The sequence below is a fragment of the Arthrobacter sp. AK01 genome (assembly GCF_021109375.1).
GTDB lineage: Bacteria > Actinomycetota > Actinomycetes > Actinomycetales > Micrococcaceae > Arthrobacter.
The window spans coordinates 68,953-87,792 of sequence record NZ_JAJOHP010000009.1; the positions used below are offsets into that span (position 1 = coordinate 68,953).

General features: G+C 62.9%; 18 protein-coding genes and 1 tRNA gene. 3 read left to right on the forward strand and 16 right to left on the reverse strand.

All coding sequences use genetic code 11. The annotated features are described in order from the left end of the window. Positions 1 to 66: 66 nt before the first annotated feature. The gene (locus tag LN996_RS04950; RefSeq protein ID WP_231339085.1) at positions 67 to 3,462 is read right to left on the reverse strand and encodes a pyruvate carboxylase; all 3,396 of its coding nucleotides are present in this window, start codon (positions 3,460 to 3,462) and stop codon (positions 67 to 69) included. A gap of 302 nt (positions 3,463 to 3,764) precedes the next feature. On the opposite strand from LN996_RS04950, the gene LN996_RS04955 reads away from it, so the two are divergent. Next, positions 3,765 to 4,574 (forward strand): ParA family protein, encoded by an 810-nt coding sequence (locus LN996_RS04955; protein WP_231339087.1) that lies wholly within the window; start codon positions 3,765 to 3,767, stop codon positions 4,572 to 4,574. 109 nt (positions 4,575 to 4,683) lie between these two features. Here LN996_RS04955 and LN996_RS04960 read toward each other — a convergent pair whose 3' ends face one another. The 5 genes from LN996_RS04960 to gcvH form a co-directional block, all read right to left on the reverse strand. Further along, positions 4,684 to 5,277: a MerR family transcriptional regulator gene (locus LN996_RS04960; RefSeq protein ID WP_308102698.1), complete on the reverse strand. Its 594-nt coding sequence runs from the start codon at positions 5,275 to 5,277 to the stop codon at positions 4,684 to 4,686. A 235-nt stretch (positions 5,278 to 5,512) separates the two neighbouring features. Then, entirely contained in the window at positions 5,513 to 6,016 is a 504-nt protein-coding gene (locus LN996_RS04965) for a bifunctional nuclease family protein (protein WP_231339091.1), read from the reverse strand. After that, entirely contained in the window at positions 6,016 to 6,732 is a 717-nt protein-coding gene (locus LN996_RS04970) for a MerR family transcriptional regulator (protein WP_231339125.1), read from the reverse strand. Before LN996_RS04970 ends, LN996_RS04965 begins: the two co-directional genes overlap by 1 nt. A gap of 20 nt (positions 6,733 to 6,752) precedes the next feature. Next, positions 6,753 to 7,229, reverse strand: coding sequence for an FHA domain-containing protein (locus tag LN996_RS04975; RefSeq protein WP_144652821.1), 477 nt, complete (start codon positions 7,227 to 7,229; stop codon positions 6,753 to 6,755). A gap of 137 nt (positions 7,230 to 7,366) precedes the next feature. Next, on the reverse strand, positions 7,367 to 7,753 hold the full coding sequence (gene gcvH / locus LN996_RS04980; RefSeq protein WP_172322041.1) for a glycine cleavage system protein GcvH: 387 nt from the start codon (positions 7,751 to 7,753) through the stop codon (positions 7,367 to 7,369). Positions 7,754 to 7,870: 117 nt separating this feature from the next. Between gcvH and LN996_RS04985 the strand changes: the two genes are divergently transcribed. Further along, complete coding sequence (locus LN996_RS04985; protein ID WP_231339092.1) at positions 7,871 to 8,473, forward strand: hypothetical protein; 603 nt, start codon at positions 7,871 to 7,873, stop codon at positions 8,471 to 8,473. Positions 8,474 to 8,536: 63 nt separating this feature from the next. Here the strand turns inward: LN996_RS04985 and LN996_RS04990 are convergent, their stop codons facing one another. Beyond that, positions 8,537 to 9,745, reverse strand: a complete 1,209-nt coding sequence (locus LN996_RS04990; protein WP_231339093.1) for an MFS transporter — start codon at positions 9,743 to 9,745, stop codon at positions 8,537 to 8,539. Between the two features lie 173 nt (positions 9,746 to 9,918). Here LN996_RS04990 and LN996_RS04995 point away from each other — a divergent pair, with 173 nt between their 5' ends. Then, positions 9,919 to 10,365, forward strand: coding sequence for a MarR family winged helix-turn-helix transcriptional regulator (locus LN996_RS04995; protein ID WP_231339094.1), 447 nt, complete (start codon positions 9,919 to 9,921; stop codon positions 10,363 to 10,365). A 126-nt stretch (positions 10,366 to 10,491) separates the two neighbouring features. Here LN996_RS04995 and LN996_RS05000 read toward each other — a convergent pair. The 9 genes from LN996_RS05000 to LN996_RS05040 all read right to left on the reverse strand — a co-directional run bounded on the left by LN996_RS05000 (position 10,492) and on the right by LN996_RS05040 (position 18,652). Then, positions 10,492 to 10,568 (reverse strand) — tRNA-Pro (locus LN996_RS05000). Between the two features lie 141 nt (positions 10,569 to 10,709). Continuing rightward, entirely contained in the window at positions 10,710 to 12,260 is a 1,551-nt protein-coding gene (gene der, locus LN996_RS05005; protein ID WP_026542475.1) for a ribosome biogenesis GTPase Der, read from the reverse strand. Between the two features lie 10 nt (positions 12,261 to 12,270). Next, entirely contained in the window at positions 12,271 to 13,005 is a 735-nt protein-coding gene (locus LN996_RS05010; RefSeq protein WP_231339096.1) for a 1-acyl-sn-glycerol-3-phosphate acyltransferase, read from the reverse strand. Then, positions 12,995 to 13,708, reverse strand: a complete 714-nt coding sequence (gene cmk / locus LN996_RS05015; protein ID WP_231339098.1) for a (d)CMP kinase — start codon at positions 13,706 to 13,708, stop codon at positions 12,995 to 12,997. The genes LN996_RS05010 and cmk overlap by 11 nt, the downstream gene beginning before the upstream one ends. Then, positions 13,708 to 14,814, reverse strand: a complete 1,107-nt coding sequence (locus tag LN996_RS05020) for a prephenate dehydrogenase (protein WP_231339100.1) — start codon at positions 14,812 to 14,814, stop codon at positions 13,708 to 13,710. Before LN996_RS05020 ends, cmk begins: the two co-directional genes overlap by 1 nt. Before the next feature lie 3 nt (positions 14,815 to 14,817). Beyond that, positions 14,818 to 16,029, reverse strand: a complete 1,212-nt coding sequence (locus LN996_RS05025) for a pseudouridine synthase (protein WP_231339102.1) — start codon at positions 16,027 to 16,029, stop codon at positions 14,818 to 14,820. Positions 16,030 to 16,182: 153 nt separating this feature from the next. Further along, positions 16,183 to 16,794, reverse strand: coding sequence for an SMC-Scp complex subunit ScpB (locus LN996_RS05030; protein WP_374110840.1), 612 nt, complete (start codon positions 16,792 to 16,794; stop codon positions 16,183 to 16,185). A gap of 37 nt (positions 16,795 to 16,831) precedes the next feature. Further along, entirely contained in the window at positions 16,832 to 17,746 is a 915-nt protein-coding gene (locus tag LN996_RS05035) for a ScpA family protein (protein WP_231339106.1), read from the reverse strand. A gap of 6 nt (positions 17,747 to 17,752) precedes the next feature. After that, a complete protein-coding gene (locus LN996_RS05040; protein WP_231339107.1) occupies positions 17,753 to 18,652 on the reverse strand; it encodes a ParA family protein in 900 nt (299 codons plus the stop codon). Between the last annotated feature and the right edge of the window lie 188 nt (positions 18,653 to 18,840).

The window sequence follows — 18,840 nt, forward strand, 5'->3', positions numbered from 1 at the left end:
TCGCCACCACAACAAAAAAGTACCCCGTCCGGACCATGCCGGACGGGGTACTTTTTTAGCGGATAGCTAGCCGATCACCAACAGCAAGTCGCCGCCCTGGACCTGCTCCACCGACGAGATCGCAAGGCGCGACACCGTGCCGGCTACCGGCGTCGTGATGGAGGCTTCCATCTTCATTGCCTCGATGGTCGCAACGGTGTCTCCGGCATTGACCACATCGCCTGCCTTGACCGTGACGGTCACGGCACCCGCGAACGGGGCAGCCACCTGGCCGGGCTGGGCAGGATCGGCCTTCTCGGCTGCCTTGACGTTGCTGACCACCGAACGGTCACGGACAACCACGGGACGGGACTGGCCGTTGAGCGTACACATCACCGTGCGCATGCCCTTCTCATCGGCTTCGGATACGGCCTCGAGCTGGGCAATGAGTCGGACGCCCTTCTCCAGTTCGATCACATGCTCTGAGCCTTGCTGGAATCCGTAAAGGTAGTCACGGGTGTCCAGCACGGAAATGTTGCCGTAGGTGTCCACACTCTTCAAGTAGTCCTTGGTGGGACCTGCGAAGAGCAACCGGTTCAGCGTGTGCTGGCGGGTCTTGGAGTCACCCTTGAGCGCAGCACTGTCTTCGGCACTGATGTCCACATCGCGCACCTTGATGCTGCGGCCTTGGAGGGCCTTGGTGCGGAACGGCTCGGGCCAGCCTCCGGGAGGATCTCCCAGCTCGCCGGAAAGGAAACCAATGACGGAGTCGGGGATGTCGTAATTCTGGGGGTTCTCGTTGAAGTCCGCAGGATCGGCATTCAGGCCAACAAGGTGCAGTGCAAGATCACCCACCACCTTGGAGGACGGCGTCACCTTGACCAGCCGGCCCAGGATGCGGTCCGCAGCGGTGTACATGTCCTCGATTGCTTCGAACTGCTCACCCAAGCCAAGCGCGATGGCCTGCTGGCGAAGGTTCGACAACTGGCCGCCAGGGATTTCGTGCTGGTAGACACGTCCTGTCGGGCCCGGCAGGCCTGACTCGAAGGGCGCGTAGACACGGCGAACGGCTTCCCAATAAGGTTCCATGGCGCCGACATTCTTAAGGCTGAGGCCTGTGTCACGGGGGGTGTTGGCCAAAGCCGCCACCAGCGCCGAGGCGGCAGGCTGGCTCGTAGTACCCGCCAAGGAGGCAGCAGCGACGTCCACAGCGTCCACTCCAGCATCCACGGCCGCCAGGAGGGTGGCGAGCTGGCCACCGGCGGTGTCATGGGTGTGGAGGTGCACGGGCAGGTCGAAGCGCTCACGCAAGGCAGCCACAAGCTTCGCGGCCGCGGCAGGACGGAGCAGGCCTGCCATGTCCTTGATGGCCAGGATGTGCGCACCGGCGTCGACGATCTTCTGTGCGAGGTCAAGGTAGTAGTCGAGGGTGTACAGGTCCTCGTTGGGGTCAAGGAGGTTGCCCGTGTAGCAGAGGGCAACTTCTGCAACGGCGGTCCCGGTCGCACGCACTGCCCGGATCGCCGGAGCCATCTGGTTCACGTCGTTAAGGGCGTCGAAGATGCGGAAGATGTCGATGCCCGTGGCCGCAGCCTCGTTGACGAAAGCTTCAGTGACTTCTTCGGGGTATGGCGTGTAGCCAACGGTATTGCGTCCACGGAGGAGCATCTGGAGGCAAGTGTTGGGAAGTGCCTGCCTCAGCGCCGCCAAGCGGTCCCAGGGATCCTCACCAAGGAAGCGCAGGGCGACATCGTAGGTCGCACCGCCCCAGGCTTCGACGGACAGAAGTTCCGGCATGAGTGCGGTGACGGCCGGACCGGCCGCTACGAGGTCGCGGGTGCGGACGCGGGTTGCCAGCAACGACTGGTGGGCGTCACGGAACGTGGTGTCCGTGACTGCCAGGGCCTGCTGCTCCCTCAATGCCTTGGCGAAGCCCTCAGGCCCGAGTTCCTTCAGCTTCTGGCGCGAGCCCGACGTGGGAACCGGCCCTTCGATCACGGGCAGTTTCCTGGCCGGGTCCGAGTGGACAGTCAGCTCGCCGTTCGGCTTGTTCACGGTGACCTCAGCCAGCCATGTCAGCAGCTTGGTGCCGCGGTCGGCCGAGATGTGGGACTTCAGCAGCTCGGGGCGCTTGTCAATGAAGTCCGTGGCCACGTTGCCCGCATTGAAGTCCGGATCCGCGAGGACGGCCTGCAGGAAGGGGATGTTGGTGGACACGCCGCGGATGCGGAACTCAGCAAGGCCGCGGCGGGCACGGGCCACCGCTGCCGGGTAGTCACGGCCACGGCACGTCAGCTTCACCAGCATGGAGTCGAAGTGCGGGCTGATCTCGGCACCCGAGTAGACCGTGCCGCCGTCGAGCCTTACACCGGCGCCGCCGGCAGAGCGGTAACCGGTGATCTTTCCGACGTCCGGACGGAAACCGTTGGCGGGATCTTCGGTGGTGATGCGGCACTGAAGAGCGGCGCCCTTGATGGAGACTGTCTCCTGGCTGAGGCCGAGATCCGCGAGGGTCTCCCCCGAGGCGATACGCATCTGCGCCTGCACGAGGTCCACATCCGTGATTTCCTCTGTCACGGTGTGCTCGACCTGGATGCGGGGGTTCATTTCAATGAAGACGTGCTGGCCGGCGCGCTCACCCTCAGTGTCCACCAGGAACTCAACAGTTCCTGCGTTCACGTAGTTCAAGGCCTTCGCGAAGGCCACGGCATCGCGGTAAAGAGCCTGGCGGATGTTCTCATCCAGGTTCGGCGCCGGTGCGATCTCCACAACTTTCTGGTGGCGGCGCTGCAGTGAACAGTCACGCTCGAAGAGGTGCATGACATTACCTTCAGCATCCGCCAGGATCTGCACTTCAATGTGGCGGGGACGCAGCACGGCCTGCTCGAGGAACATGGTGGGGTCGCCAAAAGCCGCATCAGCCTCGCGCATGGCGGACTGCAGTGCCTCGGGCAGGGCTTCGCGCGTCTCGACGCGCCGCATGCCACGGCCACCACCGCCGGCGACGGCCTTGGCGAAGATGGGGAACCCGATCTCGTCCGCGGCCGCAATGAGCTCGTCAAGGTCCTTGGACGGCTTGCTCGATTTCAGGACCGGAACACCGGCCTTGCGGGCGGCTTCGAGTGCGGCAACCTTGTTCCCTGCGAGCTCCAGTACCTCCGCAGGCGGACCCACGAACGTGATTCCCGCCGCCTGTGCTGCGCGGGCGAGGTCCGGATTCTCGGAAAGGAAGCCATAGCCGGGGTAGATGGCGTCTGCGCCGGCTTCTTTGGCGACGCGGACAACCTCCTCTACGTCCAAGTAGGCGCGGACGGGGTGGCCCACCTCGCCGATAAGGTAGGCTTCGTCGGCCTTCTGCCGGTGGATCGAGTTACGGTCCTCGTGCGGAAAGACGGCTACGGTCTTGGCGCCAAGTTCATAACCAGCGCGAAACGCCCTGATCGCGATTTCGCCGCGATTGGCCACCAGAATTTTCGAAAACATACTTCTCCTGCATCATTGCGGGTGGATCGGTCGGTGGTCACAGTGTGTAGTGCCGCCAGCATCAAACACAAATCTTTGTGGCAACCATCACAAAGGAATCGTCATGTGGGCTGTATATGCGTGCGCGCGATCCGACAGCATGCTATTGCCGCCCTTCTCCCCCACGGCCGGGCGCGTAGAAAGCGGGATTCGGCCGCGATGCACCATATGATGTTGAAGGGGCTTCGGCAAGCCCCGGCTCCGGCGCTTCCGGAGCCGAATCAGCGCGATACGGCAACCGGCGTTAGGTTTTGGGTTTTCAAGTGCAAGTAGTCAGCATCAGCAGCCTCAAAGGTGGAGTGGGAAAGACGTCCGTGACCACTGGTCTGGCGTCCGCGGCCCTCGCAGCCGGCATTCCTACCTTGGTGGTGGATCTCGATCCCCACGCCGACGCCACCACGGCGCTTGGCGTTCAGCCCGGCGGACAGCTCGACATCGGGCGAATGCTCAAAAGCCCCCGCAAGGCCCGGCTCCAGGACAATGTTGCCGGCAGCAGCTGGGTCTCCAATGGTTCCAGCGACGGGACTTTGGATGTCGCAGTGGGCTCGGCCTTCACTGGAATCTACGACCGCCCGGACCTGGGCCGCCGCGACCTTCGCAGGCTCTCAGCCGTGCTGGCAGGCACCACTAACTATGAACTGGTCCTCGTGGACTGCCCGCCCTCCCTCAACGGTTTGACGCGGATGGCGTGGAGTGCCAGCGACCGCGTCGTCCTCGTGGCCGAGCCCGGGCTGTTCTCCGTCGCCGGTACTGAACGCACCATGCGGGCCATCCAGCTCTTCCGGCAGGAATTCGCTCCCAACCTGGCTCCGGCCGGCATCGTTGCCAACCGTGTACGGACAGGGTCGGCCGAGCACACGTTCCGCCTTGCCGAGATGGAGTCCATGTTCGGCGACTTACTGCTGACTCCCCATATTCCGGAACAAGCCAACTGGCAGCAGATCCAGGGTGCCGCCCATTCGGTCCACCATTGGCCCGGGGATTCGGCCAAGAACTCCGCCAAGCTCTTTGATGCGCTCCTGCAAAGCCTCCTGGCGGGGCAGCCGTCTTTGCGGGACCGCCGCCAACGCTAGGCAAGCCCGGGGGTCGACAAGCCCTGGAATCCCGGCCGCACGCAAGAAAGCCTCCTCCCTCAGGGAAGAGGCTTTCTTTGTAAAAGCTCACGGTCTATTGGATTGGCATTTAGCCGATGCGGCGGGCCACACGCCGCTTGCTCAGTTCGTCGTCGGGAAAGGACTGCTCCGCGGCGTGCTCGCTCGGAAGGGCGGCGAGGCTTCCCTCAACTTCCCGCCATACGCGTCCAACCGCAATGCCGAAGACACCCTGGCCGCCTTGAACAAGGTCAATGACTTCGTCGGCAGAGGTACATTCATAGACACTGGCGCCGTCGCTCATCAGCGTTATCTGCGCAAGGTCCTCAACACCCCGCTCGCGGAGGTGTTCCACCGCGGTGCGGATCTGTTGCAGGGAGACACCCGTATCCAGGAGGCGCTTGACAACCTTGAGAACCAGGATGTCGCGGAAGCCGTAGAGGCGCTGCGAGCCGGATCCGGCTGCGCCACGAACGGCGGGCTCAACAAGTCCAGTACGTGCCCAGTAGTCGAGTTGGCGGTACGTAATACCTGCGGCCTTGCATGCTGTGGGACCGCGGTAGCCCGCGTCCTCGTCCAGCACGGGAAGGTCCTCTGTGAAGAGCAAACCTTGGGCGCCGGATGCGGGCGCAGCAATGCCGGCAGAGGACTTCTTCAGCTCGCCTGCTTCGCCTTTCGGACTCACGTGACCTCCTTGTTCTCAGTTCCCTTGGGGACGGTGCATACGCTGGCACAACACTGAAATGCAGCAGTGTAATTCCCGCAAGTCCGCACCTTCCAGTGTGACTTGCGCAGGCAGTGTATGCAACGGGAACTTGATACCTTCGACGTTAGGCCCGTCGAGGGCCGAGGTCAAAGACCTTGGCCCCAATTTCCAGTCGTGTCGAAACTTTCACCCTCAACTTTAGGCTTAGGCTGGCTCAGCCCTCAAAGTCCTCGGGTTCCACGTCGTCCAGGAACTCACGGAAGCGCCGCATTTCGCGTTCTTCGTCCACTGTCGGATCAGGTTCGGAGTCCTCTCCTTCATCGTGTTCCGTGATGCGGACGCCGGCTTCTTCCATCACGGCATCGGCGCACCAGATGCGGCACTTGGCCCGAAGCGCCAGAGCCAACGCATCTGAAGCGCGCGAACTGACGACCGTGCCGTCGTCGAACTGCAATTGTCCATAGAAGATATTGTCCTCAACGGCGACGATGTTGACGCTGATGATGGAGTGCCCCAGGGATTCCACGACGTCCACCAAGAGATCGTGGGTCATGGGCCGGGGCGGCACCACACCCTGTTGGGCCAGGGCGATGGCACTGGCCTCCGGCGTCCCGATCCAAATAGGAACGTGCCGCTCGCCGTTGAGTTCACGGAGGAGCACCAAAGGCTGGTTTGACGGCAATTCAATCCTGACGCCAACGATTTCGACTTCGATCATCAGCTATCCATCCGGGAGATGCGATCGTGGACGAGCGCCCTGTGGAGGGTGAGGCAGAGGTCGCTGATTTCCCGGGCAGCCTCTGCGGCGCGAGCCTGTGAGGCTGCGTCGCGCCGGGATGTCAGGGGGGCAACCGCCCTTTCGACCAAGCCGAACTCCCGATCCGCCGCAGCCTGGAAGGGACGAAGGTGCCGGGGCTCAAGGCCGTGGCTTTCCAACTGCACGCATGCCCGGGCCACCTGAAGTGCATGTTCGTCGAACCGTCCGCCACTATGGCTGATCAGCCCAAAGCTCAAGAGGGACTCCAGCAACGGAACACTGGCACCTGACTCGACGCGCAACTGCTCCTCGGTCAGCGCGCGGGCCCTTCCCTGCAACTCCGCAGCCATCCCATCCGACACGGCTTTGGGCGCCACAGTAACGCCAGGCGGAAGGTTCTCCGGCCGTTCTCCGCGGTCAATGGCGTCAAGGTAATCCTTGATGACCTTCAGCGGCAGATACTGGTCGCGCTGCAGTGCGAGCACAAAACGAAGGCGCTCAACGTCACTATCGGCATATTGCCTATAGCCGGCAGGGGTCCTCTTCGGGTTGATGAGCCCCTTTTCCTCCAGGAAACGAATCTTGGACGCAGTCATCCCCGGAAAGTCGTCGCTCAGCTGCGCCAGGACTTCCCCGATGTTCAGGACCTGCGGTCCGCGGCGGTCCGACTGGGCAATAGCCACAGGCAGATACCCCGTCAGACTTGGCCTGCTGCGCGGACAGGGCTCAGGTAGTAGGTCAACCGGAACTTGCCGATCTGAACCTCGTTGCCGCTTTTCAGCTGCACCCGGTCAACGCGGTCGTGGTTGACATACGTTCCGTTGAGGCTCCCCATGTCCACGAGCTCGAAGCCCGATGCCGAGCGGAGGAACTGGACGTGCTTACGCGACACCGTGACGTCGTCGAGGAAGATATCCGCATCCGGGTGCCGCCCCGCCGTGGTGGTGTCCGCGTCCAACAAGAACCGGGCTCCGGCATTGGGACCGCTATGCGCGATGAGCAAAGCCGAGTTCGGCGGAAGTGCTTCCACTGATGCACGCTCTTCCGGGGCCAACTTGGGTGCAACGCTTGGCTCGTCCCACGTTGGCGTGATGCTGATCGAGGTGGTCTCCGACGTCGGCTGTTCCTCCGCGCCGTTCCCGACATTGGCTTGATTCTGTTCGCCGCCAACCATGGAATTTCCTCCTCATCCGCCGGCAGTTCCAAAACCTGCCAGGCACTTCCGCATCCCGGTACCGCCGGGCAAATCGGTTGCTGGCCCGCCGTCGCGCTTTTCCGCTAGGGAAAATCAGCCTGGCGGGCCAGATAACTTTAGCCTACCTGTTGTTCGTACTCCGATGCACTGAGCAGGGAATCCACTGCATCTGCTTCTGCGAGCTTTACCTCGATGAGCCAGCCTTCGCCGTAAGGGTCCGAGTTAATCAGGGCAGGATCTGTGTCAAGGGCATCATTGCGATTGATGACTTCGCCGCTCACCGGCGCGTAGATATCACTGACGCTCTTAGTGGATTCGACTTCGCCAACTACCTCGTTGCCGGTGACCTTGGTCCCCGGTTCAGGCATCTGGGCGTACACGACGTCGCCCAACGCGTCCTGCGCAAAGTCGGTAATGCCAATCCGCACAACGCCGTCGGCATCAGGAGCGGTAACCCATTCGTGTTCCGCGGTGTAGGAAAGTTCTTCTGGAATATTGCTCACGGGTGGCCTTTCATCGGGACAATGACGAACCTCGACGGCGGCCTGTGCTGGTGGCCACCGCTGAAAGTATAGGCACATTTCCCCTGCACCTGATGGGGTCTCTGCCATGATTGACCCATGACTGAACAAGCACAAGTACCGGCTCAGAAAAAGCGTAATTGGGGCGTAAAAATAATCCTGATCCTGGTGGCATTGCTTGTCGCTGTGGCCGCCTATTTTATCCTCGGAGCCATCCTGCCCCGCTGGTGGTCCGACGTCATCGCCGGGCAGATCAGGCGTGATCTTGGCGCCAGCGTCCTGGTGGGCATGTTCTACGGCTTCGTCTTTACCTTCATTCCGCTCCTTGTCGCATGGCAGGCCACCCGCAAGTCGATTACCTGGCCCTGGAAAATCGCTATTGTGCTGGTGGCCGTCGCCATTGCCACCCCCAACCTGCTCACCGCCGGCATCGTCTTCGGCAGCACGGAGTCGGCCCACGCCGGTCAGCGTACCCTGAGCGTGGATGCGGGTTTCTTCACAACGTGGACGGCAGTTTCGGCCATTGCCGCACTGCTCATCTTCATTGCCGTCACCATCCTGTGGGCCCTTTGGCGGCGGCGGGGCAAACAAATGAAGGTGCTGAAGCAGGCAGAAAATGAACGTTTGAGGGCCGCCAAAACCGCAGACCAGGAATCGCGCGACGCCTCACCCAATACACACGGTGCAGCGCCCAACACGTAGGACGCGGAAAGCCCGCCACGGAACGATCCGCGGCGGGCTTCCTTTCTTAACCGATGTCCAGCGTCAGGCGACAGGCGCCTCACGCGGTTCGCGTTCGACGTCGGGCGTTCCGGCGGGTGCCACTGCTCCCCCGCGCTTGGCTGCTGCAGCGGCAAAGACCATGACCAGCAACGCAGCGACCGTAATGCCCGCGCCTGCCCAGATGGGAGACGTGTAGCCGAGGCCGGCGGTGATGGTCACGCCGCCAAGCCAGGCTCCCAGCGCGTTGCCCAGGTTGAAAGCACCGATGTTGGCCCCTGACGCCAACGTTGGGGCAGCGGAAGCGAAGTGCATGACCCGCATCTGCAGACCTGGGACCGTAGCGAAGCCGAACCCGCCCATCAGTGCCAGCGAGATCAGCGTGGCAATGCTGTTGGACGCCGTGAGGGCGAAGAAGACCAACACCACGACGAGCCCGGCGAGGATGACGACGAGTGACTTGTCGAGTGCTTTGTCGGCCGCCTTGCCGCCCAGGAAGTTACCCACGAACAGGCCGCCGCCAAAGAGCACCAGCAGCCACGGCACGGCGCTGGACTGGAACCCGGAGACCTCCGTCAGCGTGAACGCGATGTAGGTAAAGGCGCCAAACATACCGCCGAAGCCGAGGATGGTCACGATGATGGAGAGCCACACCTGGCCGGACTTGAACGCCCCCAGTTCGCTGCGGAGACCGTTGGTAGGTTCTGTGCTGGCCTTGGGGACCATCAGTGCGATGCCAAGAAGTGCAACGACGCCGATGACCGTAATGGCCCAGAACGTTGAGCGCCATCCGAAGTTCTGGCCCAGCAGGGTTCCGAACGGAACACCGAGGACATTGGCGGCAGTAAGGCCCGTAAACATGATGGCAATTGCAGCAGCCTTCTTGTGTGCCGGCACAAGGCTGGCAGCCACCACCGAACCAATACCGAAGAATGCTCCGTGGCACAGGGCTGCGACAATCCGGCCGATCAGCATAGCTGTGTAGCTGTCCGCGATCGCGGACAGGAAGTTGCCGGCGATGAAGAGAACCAGCAAGCCAATGAGTACGGGCTTGCGAGGCAGCCTGGTGACTGCAGCCGTCACCAGGAGGGCGCCAACTGTGACACTGAGGGCGTAACCGGAGATGAACCAGCCGGCCGAAGCCTCGCTGACCTGGAAATCGGCGGCAACCTCGGGCAAAAGGCCCATGATCACGAACTCGGTCAGGCCAATACCGAATCCGCCGAGGGCAAGGGCAATCAACCCTGCGGGCATGTGGAGCTCCTTAGATGCTTGGTTCCCTCGGGAAGTGGAAGTGCGCCGCCGGGAACCGTAGAATAATAGTTGCAGACGCTTTATATATAGTTGCACACGCTAGGTACTTGCGCAAGCAACTACTTTGGGATGCGTCGCGATCGACACGAAAACCAGGCAGGAGCACAGCAGACATGGGCATCAAGGATGACGCCGTAGAAGTACGGGCGCAGGGCTGGCGGACCCTTGCCGCCCTGCACGGAAGCATCGAGGCGGAACTGGAGAAGTCCCTCCAGGCTTCGAGCGAGCTGTCCGTGGTGGAGTACACGGTCCTGGATGCACTGAGCCGCCAGGACGGCTGGCATATGCGGATGCAGCAGCTCGCCCGGGCCACGGCCCTCTCCAGCAGCGCCACCACCCGGCTGGTTAACCGGCTTGAGGACCGGGGGCTGCTCACCCGCATCCTGTGCGCCGATGATCGCCGCGGCATCTACACAGAGCTGACGCTGTCCGGCCAGAAGCTCCATGAGGCGGCAAAACCGGTGCATGATGAAACGTTGGCTTCCGCCTTGGAGGCAGCCGAGTCAGTTCCCGAGCTTGAGCCACTGGTGAGGGCCCTCGGGGCGCTGGAAAGGGTGTAGCCGGCTTCCGGCCTTGCTCGTTCTCCCCGGCGTTGAACGCGAGGACCGACAAGCGGGGCCGGGAGATCGTGCCAGCTTAACGGCCAAAGGCCGGAATCCCGCGTTTCCGCGTGATTCCGGCCTTTTTGGTCGGGCTGACAGGATTTGAACCTGCGACCCCTTGACCCCCAGTCAAGTGCGCTACCAAGCTGCGCTACAGCCCGCTGGTTCCACCGTTCTCCGCCTAAGTTTTCCTCCGAAGAGTCCCACCTAAGCAGTCCGGCCGAACCACCTCCAAAAGCTTACACGAAGTTGGAGGTCGGAGACGCCATCACAGCCAATGTTGGCTGTGATGCCCGTCTCACTTAGCGCTTCTTGCCACGCTTCTCGCGTACGCGCATGTTGACCTCGATGGGCGTACCCTCGAAGCCGAACGTTTCGCGCAGGCGACGCGTGATGAAACGTCGGTATCCGGGATCCAGGAACCCAGTGGTGAAGAGAACGAACTTCGGCGGGCGGCTGGAGGCCTGGGTGCCGAAGAGGATGCGGGGCTGCTTGCCGCCGCGGACCGGGTGCGGGTGCGCTGCAACCAGTTCGCCCAGGAACGCGTTCAAGCGTCCCGTGGGGATACGGCGGTCCCAGCTCTCCAGGGCGATGTCCAGCGCCGGGACCAGGCGGTCCTTGTGCCAGCCGGTCTTGGCTGAGATGTTAACGCGCGGAGCCCATTCAACGTGGGCAAGGTCCTGTTCGATTTCGCGTTCGAGGTACCGGCGGCGTTCGTCGTCCAGCAGGTCCCACTTGTTGAAGGCGAGAACCAGTGCACGGCCGGATTCGATAGCCAGCTGGAGGATACGGACGTCCTGCTCGCTGAGGACTTCGTCAACGGCAAGAAGCACGACGGCGACCTCCGCCTTTTCGAGCGCAGCCTGCGTACGCAGGGACGCGTAGAAGTCGGCGCCCTGGGCCATGTGCTGGCGCCGGCGGATACCCGCGGTATCCACGAAGCGCCATGTGCGGTCACCGAGTTCGATGAACTCATCAACCGGGTCACGCGTGGTGCCGGCCAGCGGATCAACCACAACTCGTTCAGAGCCTGCGAGCTTGTTCAGCAAGGAAGACTTGCCCACATTCGGGCGGCCGATCAGGGCGATCCTGCGGGGGCCACCTGAGCGTTCCACGCCTTCCACCAAGGAGTACTCGGGCAGGGTGTCCATGACGTGGTCAAGGAGGTCGGCCACGCCACGGCCGTGCAGCGCCGACACCGGGTACGGCTCACCGAAGCCGAGGCCCCACAATGTTGCCGAGTCGGCTTCCTGCGCGAAGTCATCCACCTTGTTGGCCACCATGATGACCGGCTTCTTGCTCTTGCGGAGCATCTTCATGACGCCCTCGTCCGTGGCGGTCGCGCCGACGGCGGAGTCCACGACGAAGAGAACGGCGTCGGCAAGCTCAACGGCCATCTCAGCCTGCTCGGCTACGCGGGCATGGATGCCCTTGGCATCGTGCTCCCATCCACCGGTATCGACCAAGGTGAAGTTGCGGCCATTCCAGCGGGCCGAGTACATGACGCGGTCGCGAGTAACGCCCGGGGTGTCTTCAACAACGGCTTCGCGGCGGCCCAGGATGCGGTTGACCAGCGTGGACTTGCCCACGTTCGGGCGTCCAATGATGGCCAGGACGGGATCCAGCTTGAGGGGACCTTCGTCGCCCTCATCGCCGTACTCACCGCTGAGCAGCGCGGCGTCTTCTTCGTCGAGTTCGTAGTCGTCCAGGCCGGCCCGGAGGGTAGCCGCGCGGAGCTCGGCCTCGTCATCGTCCAGGGCAGCCAGGTTTTCAGCCACCTGGTCGGTGCCGGTGGGCGTGTATTCGTCGTCGCCGGCTCCGTGGAGGCCGGATTTTTGAGTCGTATCGCTCATTGCACTTTCCTTAGTGGTGGTCTGCCGGCGTCCCGGCTACTGCTGTGTGGCGGTGCTGCGGAGTTGGTTCTCCGGGCGCAGGATCCTGGGGAAGGCCCTGGCCTGTTGCCCGGATGGCGTCCTGGACGTGTCCGGCCAGGGCTTCACGGATTTCCGCAGCTGCCCTGTCCATTGAAACACGCCCCGGTTCACCCTTCCGGCGCTTCACCGTGATGGGTTCGCCGAAGCTGACATGGAGCTTCCGGCGTGGTTTGGGGATATGGTCGCGGTGCTCGTCGCCCTGGCGGGTTCCGAGGATGGCGACCGGAATGACAGTTGCTCCTGAGTTGATGGCGAGCCACGCAACCCCGTTGCTGATGCTTTCGGCTGCACCGCTCCCCCGGGTCCCTTCCGGAAGAATCCCGACGCAGCGGCCGTCGTCGAGCAGTTGCTTTCCGATATGCAGGGCCGTGCGGTCACCCGCGCGGTCAACCGGAATTTGTCCGGATCCCCGCAGGACTGACCCCAGGATTCCCTTAAACATCTCTTTCTTGACGAGGATGTGCATGGGACGCGGGGACGCGCCGAACATCACCGGCCCGTCCAGGAAACTGATGTGGTTCGCGGCGAAAATAACCGGTCCGGCAGCGGGAACGTTGCCCTTGCCCGCCACGATGGTCCGGTAGATGACGTGGTCAAGGAACCAACCAACGGGTCGGCTCCACGCCCTGGTCCACGCGGAGGGAAGCTGGTTCCTAGTCGCCATAGATCACCTTGCTGACGATCGCCAGAGCGGTCTCTACAGTTTCCTCAAAGTTCAGATCCGAGGAATCCAGCGTCACAACACCATCTGCTGCTTGGGTGAAGTTCACCACTGTGGAGTCCTTGGCGTCGCGCTGGATGACCTGGGCGGCGAGTTGTTCCCTGCTCTGAGTACCACCCAGTTGGATGCCGCGACGCCGGAGCCGGGCTTCCTCACTGGCGGTCAGGAGCATGCGGACCTCGGCATTGGGAGCCACGACTGTGGTGATGTCGCGTCCCTCCACCACCATGCGGTGATGGTGCTGATCGATCAGCTCGCGCTGGCGACGGATGAGCTCGGTGCGGGCACCCAGGGTTGTGGCAACGGCGCTCACCGACGACGAGATCAGGGGATCCCGAATCTCATCCGTGATGTCCGTGCCGTCAACGGCCACGTACTCCGTGACGGTGGTGGTGCTGATTTCCAAAGGCATGGTCTTGGAAGCCTGCTCCACTGCCGCGCCGTCTTGGAGGTCAACGCCGGTCTTTAGGCAGTACCACGTCAAGGCACGATACATCGCACCGGTATCGAGGTACGCCAGCTTCAAGCGCCGGGCAACTTCCTTGCTGACACTGGATTTGCCCGATCCCGAAGGGCCGTCGATGGCAATCACCAACGGCTTGCCCGGGCGGGCGACCGTTTCCGGGCCGAAGAATTCACGCGTCATTACTGGAGTACCCGCCATCCACGGTCAGTCAAAGCTTCAACAAGGAGGTCGTGCTTGCTGGGAAGCACGGAGAGCTCCACCATGCCCACGTTTTGTCCCGACGAATGGTCGAGTCGAAGATCCTCAAGGTTCACGCCGATCTCGCCGATCTCCGTAAGGAGGTGCGCAATCTGGCCTGGCTTGTCGTCCACCAGGATAGTGAGCCACGAGTACGCCTGCGGAGGTCCACCGTGCTTGCCCGGAATCCGTGCCTGTCCTGCGTTGCCCTCGCTGATCAGCTGAGCCAGATCGAGCCGGGCACCCGGCGCCGTCGGTTCTTCCAGTGTTCCGATCAAGCGGTTCAGGTCCTCGCGGACACCGTGCAGGATGGACACAACCTTTTCGGCATTGCCGCCCAGGATCTGAACCCAGAGGGTGGGATCGCTGGCTGCGATGCGGGTGGTGTCACGGAGCCCGTTGCCTGCCAGCGACAGGGCGTGCAGGGGCGTACCTTGCAGCCGGCTGGCCAGCAGGGAAGACATGACCTGCGGCAGATGCGACACCAAGGCCACTGCTTCATCGTGCTCATCGGCCGTGAACTGGGAGACGATACCGCCCAGGTCACCAGCGAGCGAACGCGCCGTTTGCAGGGCATTGGCTCCGGTTTCATCCGACGGGCAGACAACCCACGGCATGGAGGTGAAAAGCTCTCCCCGCGCAGCCACGGGACCGGACTTTTCCCGGCCCGCCATTGGGTGCGTACCCACATAACGGGAAAGGTCCACGCCGCGTTCGCGCAGCTGCGCTTGGATAGTGGCCTTCACGCTGGCGATATCGACCACGACGGCGGACGGGTAGTCCGTCAGTGCCTGTTGGACAACGTCGGCAGTAACATCCGGCGGTGCAGCAACAACGACGAGCTGGGGTTCTTCTTCCAGTTCTGCCACCGGCCGTCCCGCCCCGATGTCCACCGCCACAGCCTGGTTGGTGGGCGAGGGGTCGGAAAGGAAGACCGGAACTCCACGTCCGCGCAGGCCGAGGCCAATGCTGGCCCCCAACAAGCCAGTACCAAGAACGACGACCGGACCATCAAGATGGCCCCGGCCGTGCGTACCGAATGCCGACATGCCCTAGAGCCCTACGGATGCCAGGAGGTGACCGACTTCCTGCCTGCCGAGGTTGCGGATGCTCCCCTGGCGCTGATCGCCCAAGCCGATGGGACCGACCTTGACGCGGACAAGCCGCTCAACGGGGAAGCCGACGGCGTCGAACATGCGGCGCACAATACGGTTCTTTCCCGAGTGGAGAACAACCTCAATCAGGACGTGGCCAGGTGTGGAGTCAACCAGGCGGAAGGAGTCCACTGCAGCCACGCCGTCTTCAAGCTCGACGCCGTTCTTCAGCTTCGCACCGACGCCCTGCGGGAACGGTCCGCGCACCTGGACGAGGTACGTCTTGGGTACCTCATAGGAAGGGTGCGTCAAGCGGTTGGCGAGTTCGCCGTCGTTGGTCAACAGCAGCAGGCCCTCAGTGGCGACGTCGAGGCGGCCTACGTGGAACAGGCGTTCGCCCTTGTTCTTGTTGTTCTTGAGGAAGTCGCTGATGCAGGGGCGGCCCTCGGGGTCCTCCATGGTGGAAACGACGCCCTTGGGCTTGTTGAAGACCATGTACACGAGGGTTTCGTCGAGCTGGATCCGGATGCCATCAACGTGGATCACGGCGGACGTGGGGTCCACGCGCATTCCGAGCTCCGTGGTGACAACGCCATCAACCTCGACACGGCCTTCAAGGATCATTTCCTCGCACACGCGGCGGGAAGCCACGCCGGCCTGGGCCATGACCTTCTGCAGGCGTACGCCGTCAACGTCGTGGAGGTCCGACTGCGGGACTTCCTGGCGCGGACCACGGTTGCGGCCCGGCTTGCGGATGGGACCGAGGTTCTGGCCGAAGCGTTCGCTGCCGAAGGCCTTGGAGCCAAACTGCTTGGCAGGCTTCGCCTTCGGCTTTATTGCGCCCGGAGTTCCCGGTGCCTTGCCGAAGCCGGGCTTGTTGGAGCCTGGCTTGCGGAAGGGCTTGGCGGGCCTGGCGGCCTCGCGCCGATCGAAGTCGGCAGCCGATGTGGGGTTATCGGGATCGAAGGGGGCCGCTTCCCGTGGCTTGGAAGCCTTAAACGGGCGGCCCTCGCCCTGGGTGAAGTTGCGCTTTCCCGCGCCGGCGCTTCCGCCGCGGCCGGAGAAGCCGCCGGCGTTGGAGCGGCCTGCGCCGCCCTTGGCCTCATTGCGTCCAGAACTGTTGCGTCCCGAACCGTTACGTGGTGAACTCTGGCGTCCCGCCTGTGTCATGACCCGTCCTTGTGTAGTAATGGCCGGCATTCAGTGCTGAAATCAACACTAGCCAGCCGGGCAGACATCGTCTGCCCCTTGTTGCTGTGGCACCGTTCGTATGGTGCCGCTTTGTCCGTATTAAGTTCTCGTGCTGTGCCGATGCAGCCGTGGCTACATCCGGCTGGCGTCGTAGTGCTCGTCGATCCCTTCCAAACCTGGAAGGTGCGGCGAAAGCTGGGGCAATTCCGCCACCGAGCCGATGCCCATCCGTTCCAGGAAGTAGGAGGTTGTCCGGTAAAGGACAGCTCCGGATTCGGGATCGTTTCCGGAATCCTCGATCAAACCCCGTTGGGTCAGAGTCCGGACTACAGAATCGACGTTGACGCCGCGAATGGCAGACACCCGGGCCCTGGAGACCGGTTGCCGATAGGCGATGACCGCCAAGGTTTCAAGCGCTGCCTGAGTGAGCCTGGTGGTCTGCCCTTCGAGAACGAACCTGCCCACGATGTCGGCAAAATCCGACCGTGAGTAGATCCGCCACCCGCCGGCGACGTTCCGCAATTCAAAACCCCGGGGTGCAGTGCTGGCATCGACAAAGCCGACAGCATCCACGTCCGGGGCTTTAACAGTATAGCCGCTATACTCCCGCTGCAGGTCATGCAGCAAATCCTCGACGACGGCGACCGTTACGTTGAGTCCCACGGCCAACTCCTCGGAGGCGGCCGGTTCGTCAATGACCATGAGGACCGCCTCCAAGGCCGACCGCGCACCGCCGGGCAGCATTTCCAGTTCAGACAGACCGTCAAGGGCCGTTTCCTGCTCACTCACTGGTGTTCTCTCCGCTTCCCGCATCGGGCCCTGCTTCGTATTCCTCATTCAAGCTGGAACTGTCCCAGCCGGCGTCATCGCCCGTCCAGCGAACCGTCAGCTCGGCCAGGGGGCCGGGCTGTTCGAAGGCAACCACACGGTCGCGGAACATCTCCAGCAAAGCCAGGAAACGTGCCACCACCACCAAGGTTGTTGCGGCATCGGCTATCAGCGTTTGAAAGGACAGTGGCGCACCCAACTTCAGGCGGTAACCCATAATCTCGGCCTGCTCCTTGACGCTGACCGGAGGGGCATGGAGGTGGTCCAATCCCACCTCGGCCGGGGCTGCGTCCTTGGGTTTCAGTGCTTTGGCGGCGAGTTCCGCGAACTGCCCGGGCGTGTGCCGCCACACGAGCTCGGGCAACAGGGCGGCGAAATGACCTTCCAGTGCCACTTGCCGTGGGTATCGGCGGGCTTCCTGTTCCAGGGTTTCGCCCATGATTCCGGCAATCTGCTTGAAGGCCTTGTACTGCAGGAGCCGGGCGAAGAGAAGGTCCCTTGCCTCCAGGAGCGCGATATCCTCAGCGTCCTCCACCTCGCCCGCAGGCAGAAGCCGGGCTGCCTTCAGGTCAAGCAGCGTCGCCGCGATCACCAGGAACTCGCTGGCTTCATCCAGGGCCCAGTCCTCCCCCAGTTCCTGGAGACGGCGGATGTATTTGATGAATTCATCGGTAACGGTGGCCAAGGCCACCTCGGTGATATCCAGCTTGTGCTTGGAAATAAGGCCAAGCAAGAGATCGAACGGGCCGGTGAAGTTGGCCAGCCGTACCTCGAAGCCCGCCTTACGGCCTTCGGAGGTACCGGCGTCGGGCGCTTCTGCGGTGACGGCGGAACCCGCGTCCGCGGTCGGGGCGAGTGAGGGTCCCACCGTCCGCTACGGCGCGCCGCCGCGCGAGATCAGTTCCTTGGCAAGGCGGCGGTAGGCGTCGGCACCGATGTGGTTGCCCGCGTAACTGGTGATCGGTTCGGCCGCCACGGTGGCATCCGCAAACTTGATGGAACGCTTGATGACAGTCTCGAAGACCTTGTCGCCGAAGGCCTCCACGAGGCGTGAGATCACTTCGCGGCTGTGCAGGGTGCGGGCGTCGTACATGGTGGCCAGGACACCGTCCACCTGAAGTCGCGGGTTAAGCCGGTCCTGTACTTTTTCAATGGTCTCCACCAGGAGCGCAACGGCCCGCAAGGCGAAGAACTCGCAAATCAGCGGGATGATCACTCCATGGGCCGCCGTCAGCGCATTGACGGTCAGGAGTCCCAAGGACGGCTGGCAGTCAATCAGGACGACGTCGTAATCGTCCTCGACGCTCTTGAGCGCGCGATCCAGGACTTGCTCGCGGGCCACCTCGTTAACGAGCTGGACTTCCGCGGCAGAGAGGTCGATGTTGGCAGGAAGAAGGTCAACGCCCTCGACGCCGGTCTGCTGGATGGCATCACGGATGTCTACTTTGCGGTCCATCAGGACGTTGTAGACGGTGAGGTCCAGTTCGTGCGGATTGGCACCAAGACCCGCGGACAGTGCGCCCTGGGGATCGAAGTCCACCAACAGCACGCGCCGGCCGTATTCGGCGAGCGCAGCAGCGAGGTTGATGGTGGACGTGGTCTTGCCCACGCCACCTTTTTGGTTGACCATGGCGATGACTCTCGCCGGGCCGTGGGAGGCAAGTGGAGCCGGTTCCGGAAATTCGCGGTGAGGGCGGCCCGTGGGCCCCATGATGGCGTCTTCCAGATCGAGCTCGGTGCCTTCCAGCGTTGCTGAACCCCGTTCGATGCTCACGTATCTAACCACTCTTTCGACGACGATCTTCCCTGCCGCTGGCCCCCAGCTACAGCGCTACTACCCACCTAGGCTACAGCGCCCGACACGGTTATTTGGGGAACTTGACTTTGTCCCACCGTTGAGCCTTGACCCTCTAGTTGAGGTCGAAGGTTCGGCAATTGGTCCGGCGGTGGGGCGTTAAATGC

What these genes read in the sequence shown, in the direction of transcription:
- LN996_RS04950 (WP_231339085.1), bottom strand. Translation starts at nt 3,462, where the DNA reads ATGTTTTCGAAAATTCTGGTGGCCAATCGCGGCGAAATCGCGATCAGG.
- LN996_RS04965 (WP_231339091.1), bottom strand. Translation starts at nt 6,016, where the DNA reads ATGATCGAAGTCGAAATCGTTGGCGTCAGGATTGAATTGCCGTCAAAC.
- LN996_RS04975 (WP_144652821.1), bottom strand. Translation starts at nt 7,229, where the DNA reads ATGGTTGGCGGCGAACAGAATCAAGCCAATGTCGGGAACGGCGCGGAG.
- LN996_RS04985 (WP_231339092.1), top strand. Translation starts at nt 7,871, where the DNA reads ATGACTGAACAAGCACAAGTACCGGCTCAGAAAAAGCGTAATTGGGGC.
- LN996_RS04990 (WP_231339093.1), bottom strand. Translation starts at nt 9,745, where the DNA reads ATGCCCGCAGGGTTGATTGCCCTTGCCCTCGGCGGATTCGGTATTGGC.
- LN996_RS04995 (WP_231339094.1), top strand. Translation starts at nt 9,919, where the DNA reads ATGGGCATCAAGGATGACGCCGTAGAAGTACGGGCGCAGGGCTGGCGG.
- der (WP_026542475.1), bottom strand. Translation starts at nt 12,260, where the DNA reads ATGAGCGATACGACTCAAAAATCCGGCCTCCACGGAGCCGGCGACGAC.
- LN996_RS05010 (WP_231339096.1), bottom strand. Translation starts at nt 13,005, where the DNA reads ATGGCGACTAGGAACCAGCTTCCCTCCGCGTGGACCAGGGCGTGGAGC.
- cmk (WP_231339098.1), bottom strand. Translation starts at nt 13,708, where the DNA reads ATGACGCGTGAATTCTTCGGCCCGGAAACGGTCGCCCGCCCGGGCAAG.
- LN996_RS05020 (WP_231339100.1), bottom strand. Translation starts at nt 14,814, where the DNA reads ATGTCGGCATTCGGTACGCACGGCCGGGGCCATCTTGATGGTCCGGTC.
- LN996_RS05025 (WP_231339102.1), bottom strand. Translation starts at nt 16,029, where the DNA reads ATGACACAGGCGGGACGCCAGAGTTCACCACGTAACGGTTCGGGACGC.
- LN996_RS05030 (WP_374110840.1), bottom strand. Translation starts at nt 16,794, where the DNA reads ATGCTGCCCGGCGGTGCGCGGTCGGCCTTGGAGGCGGTCCTCATGGTC.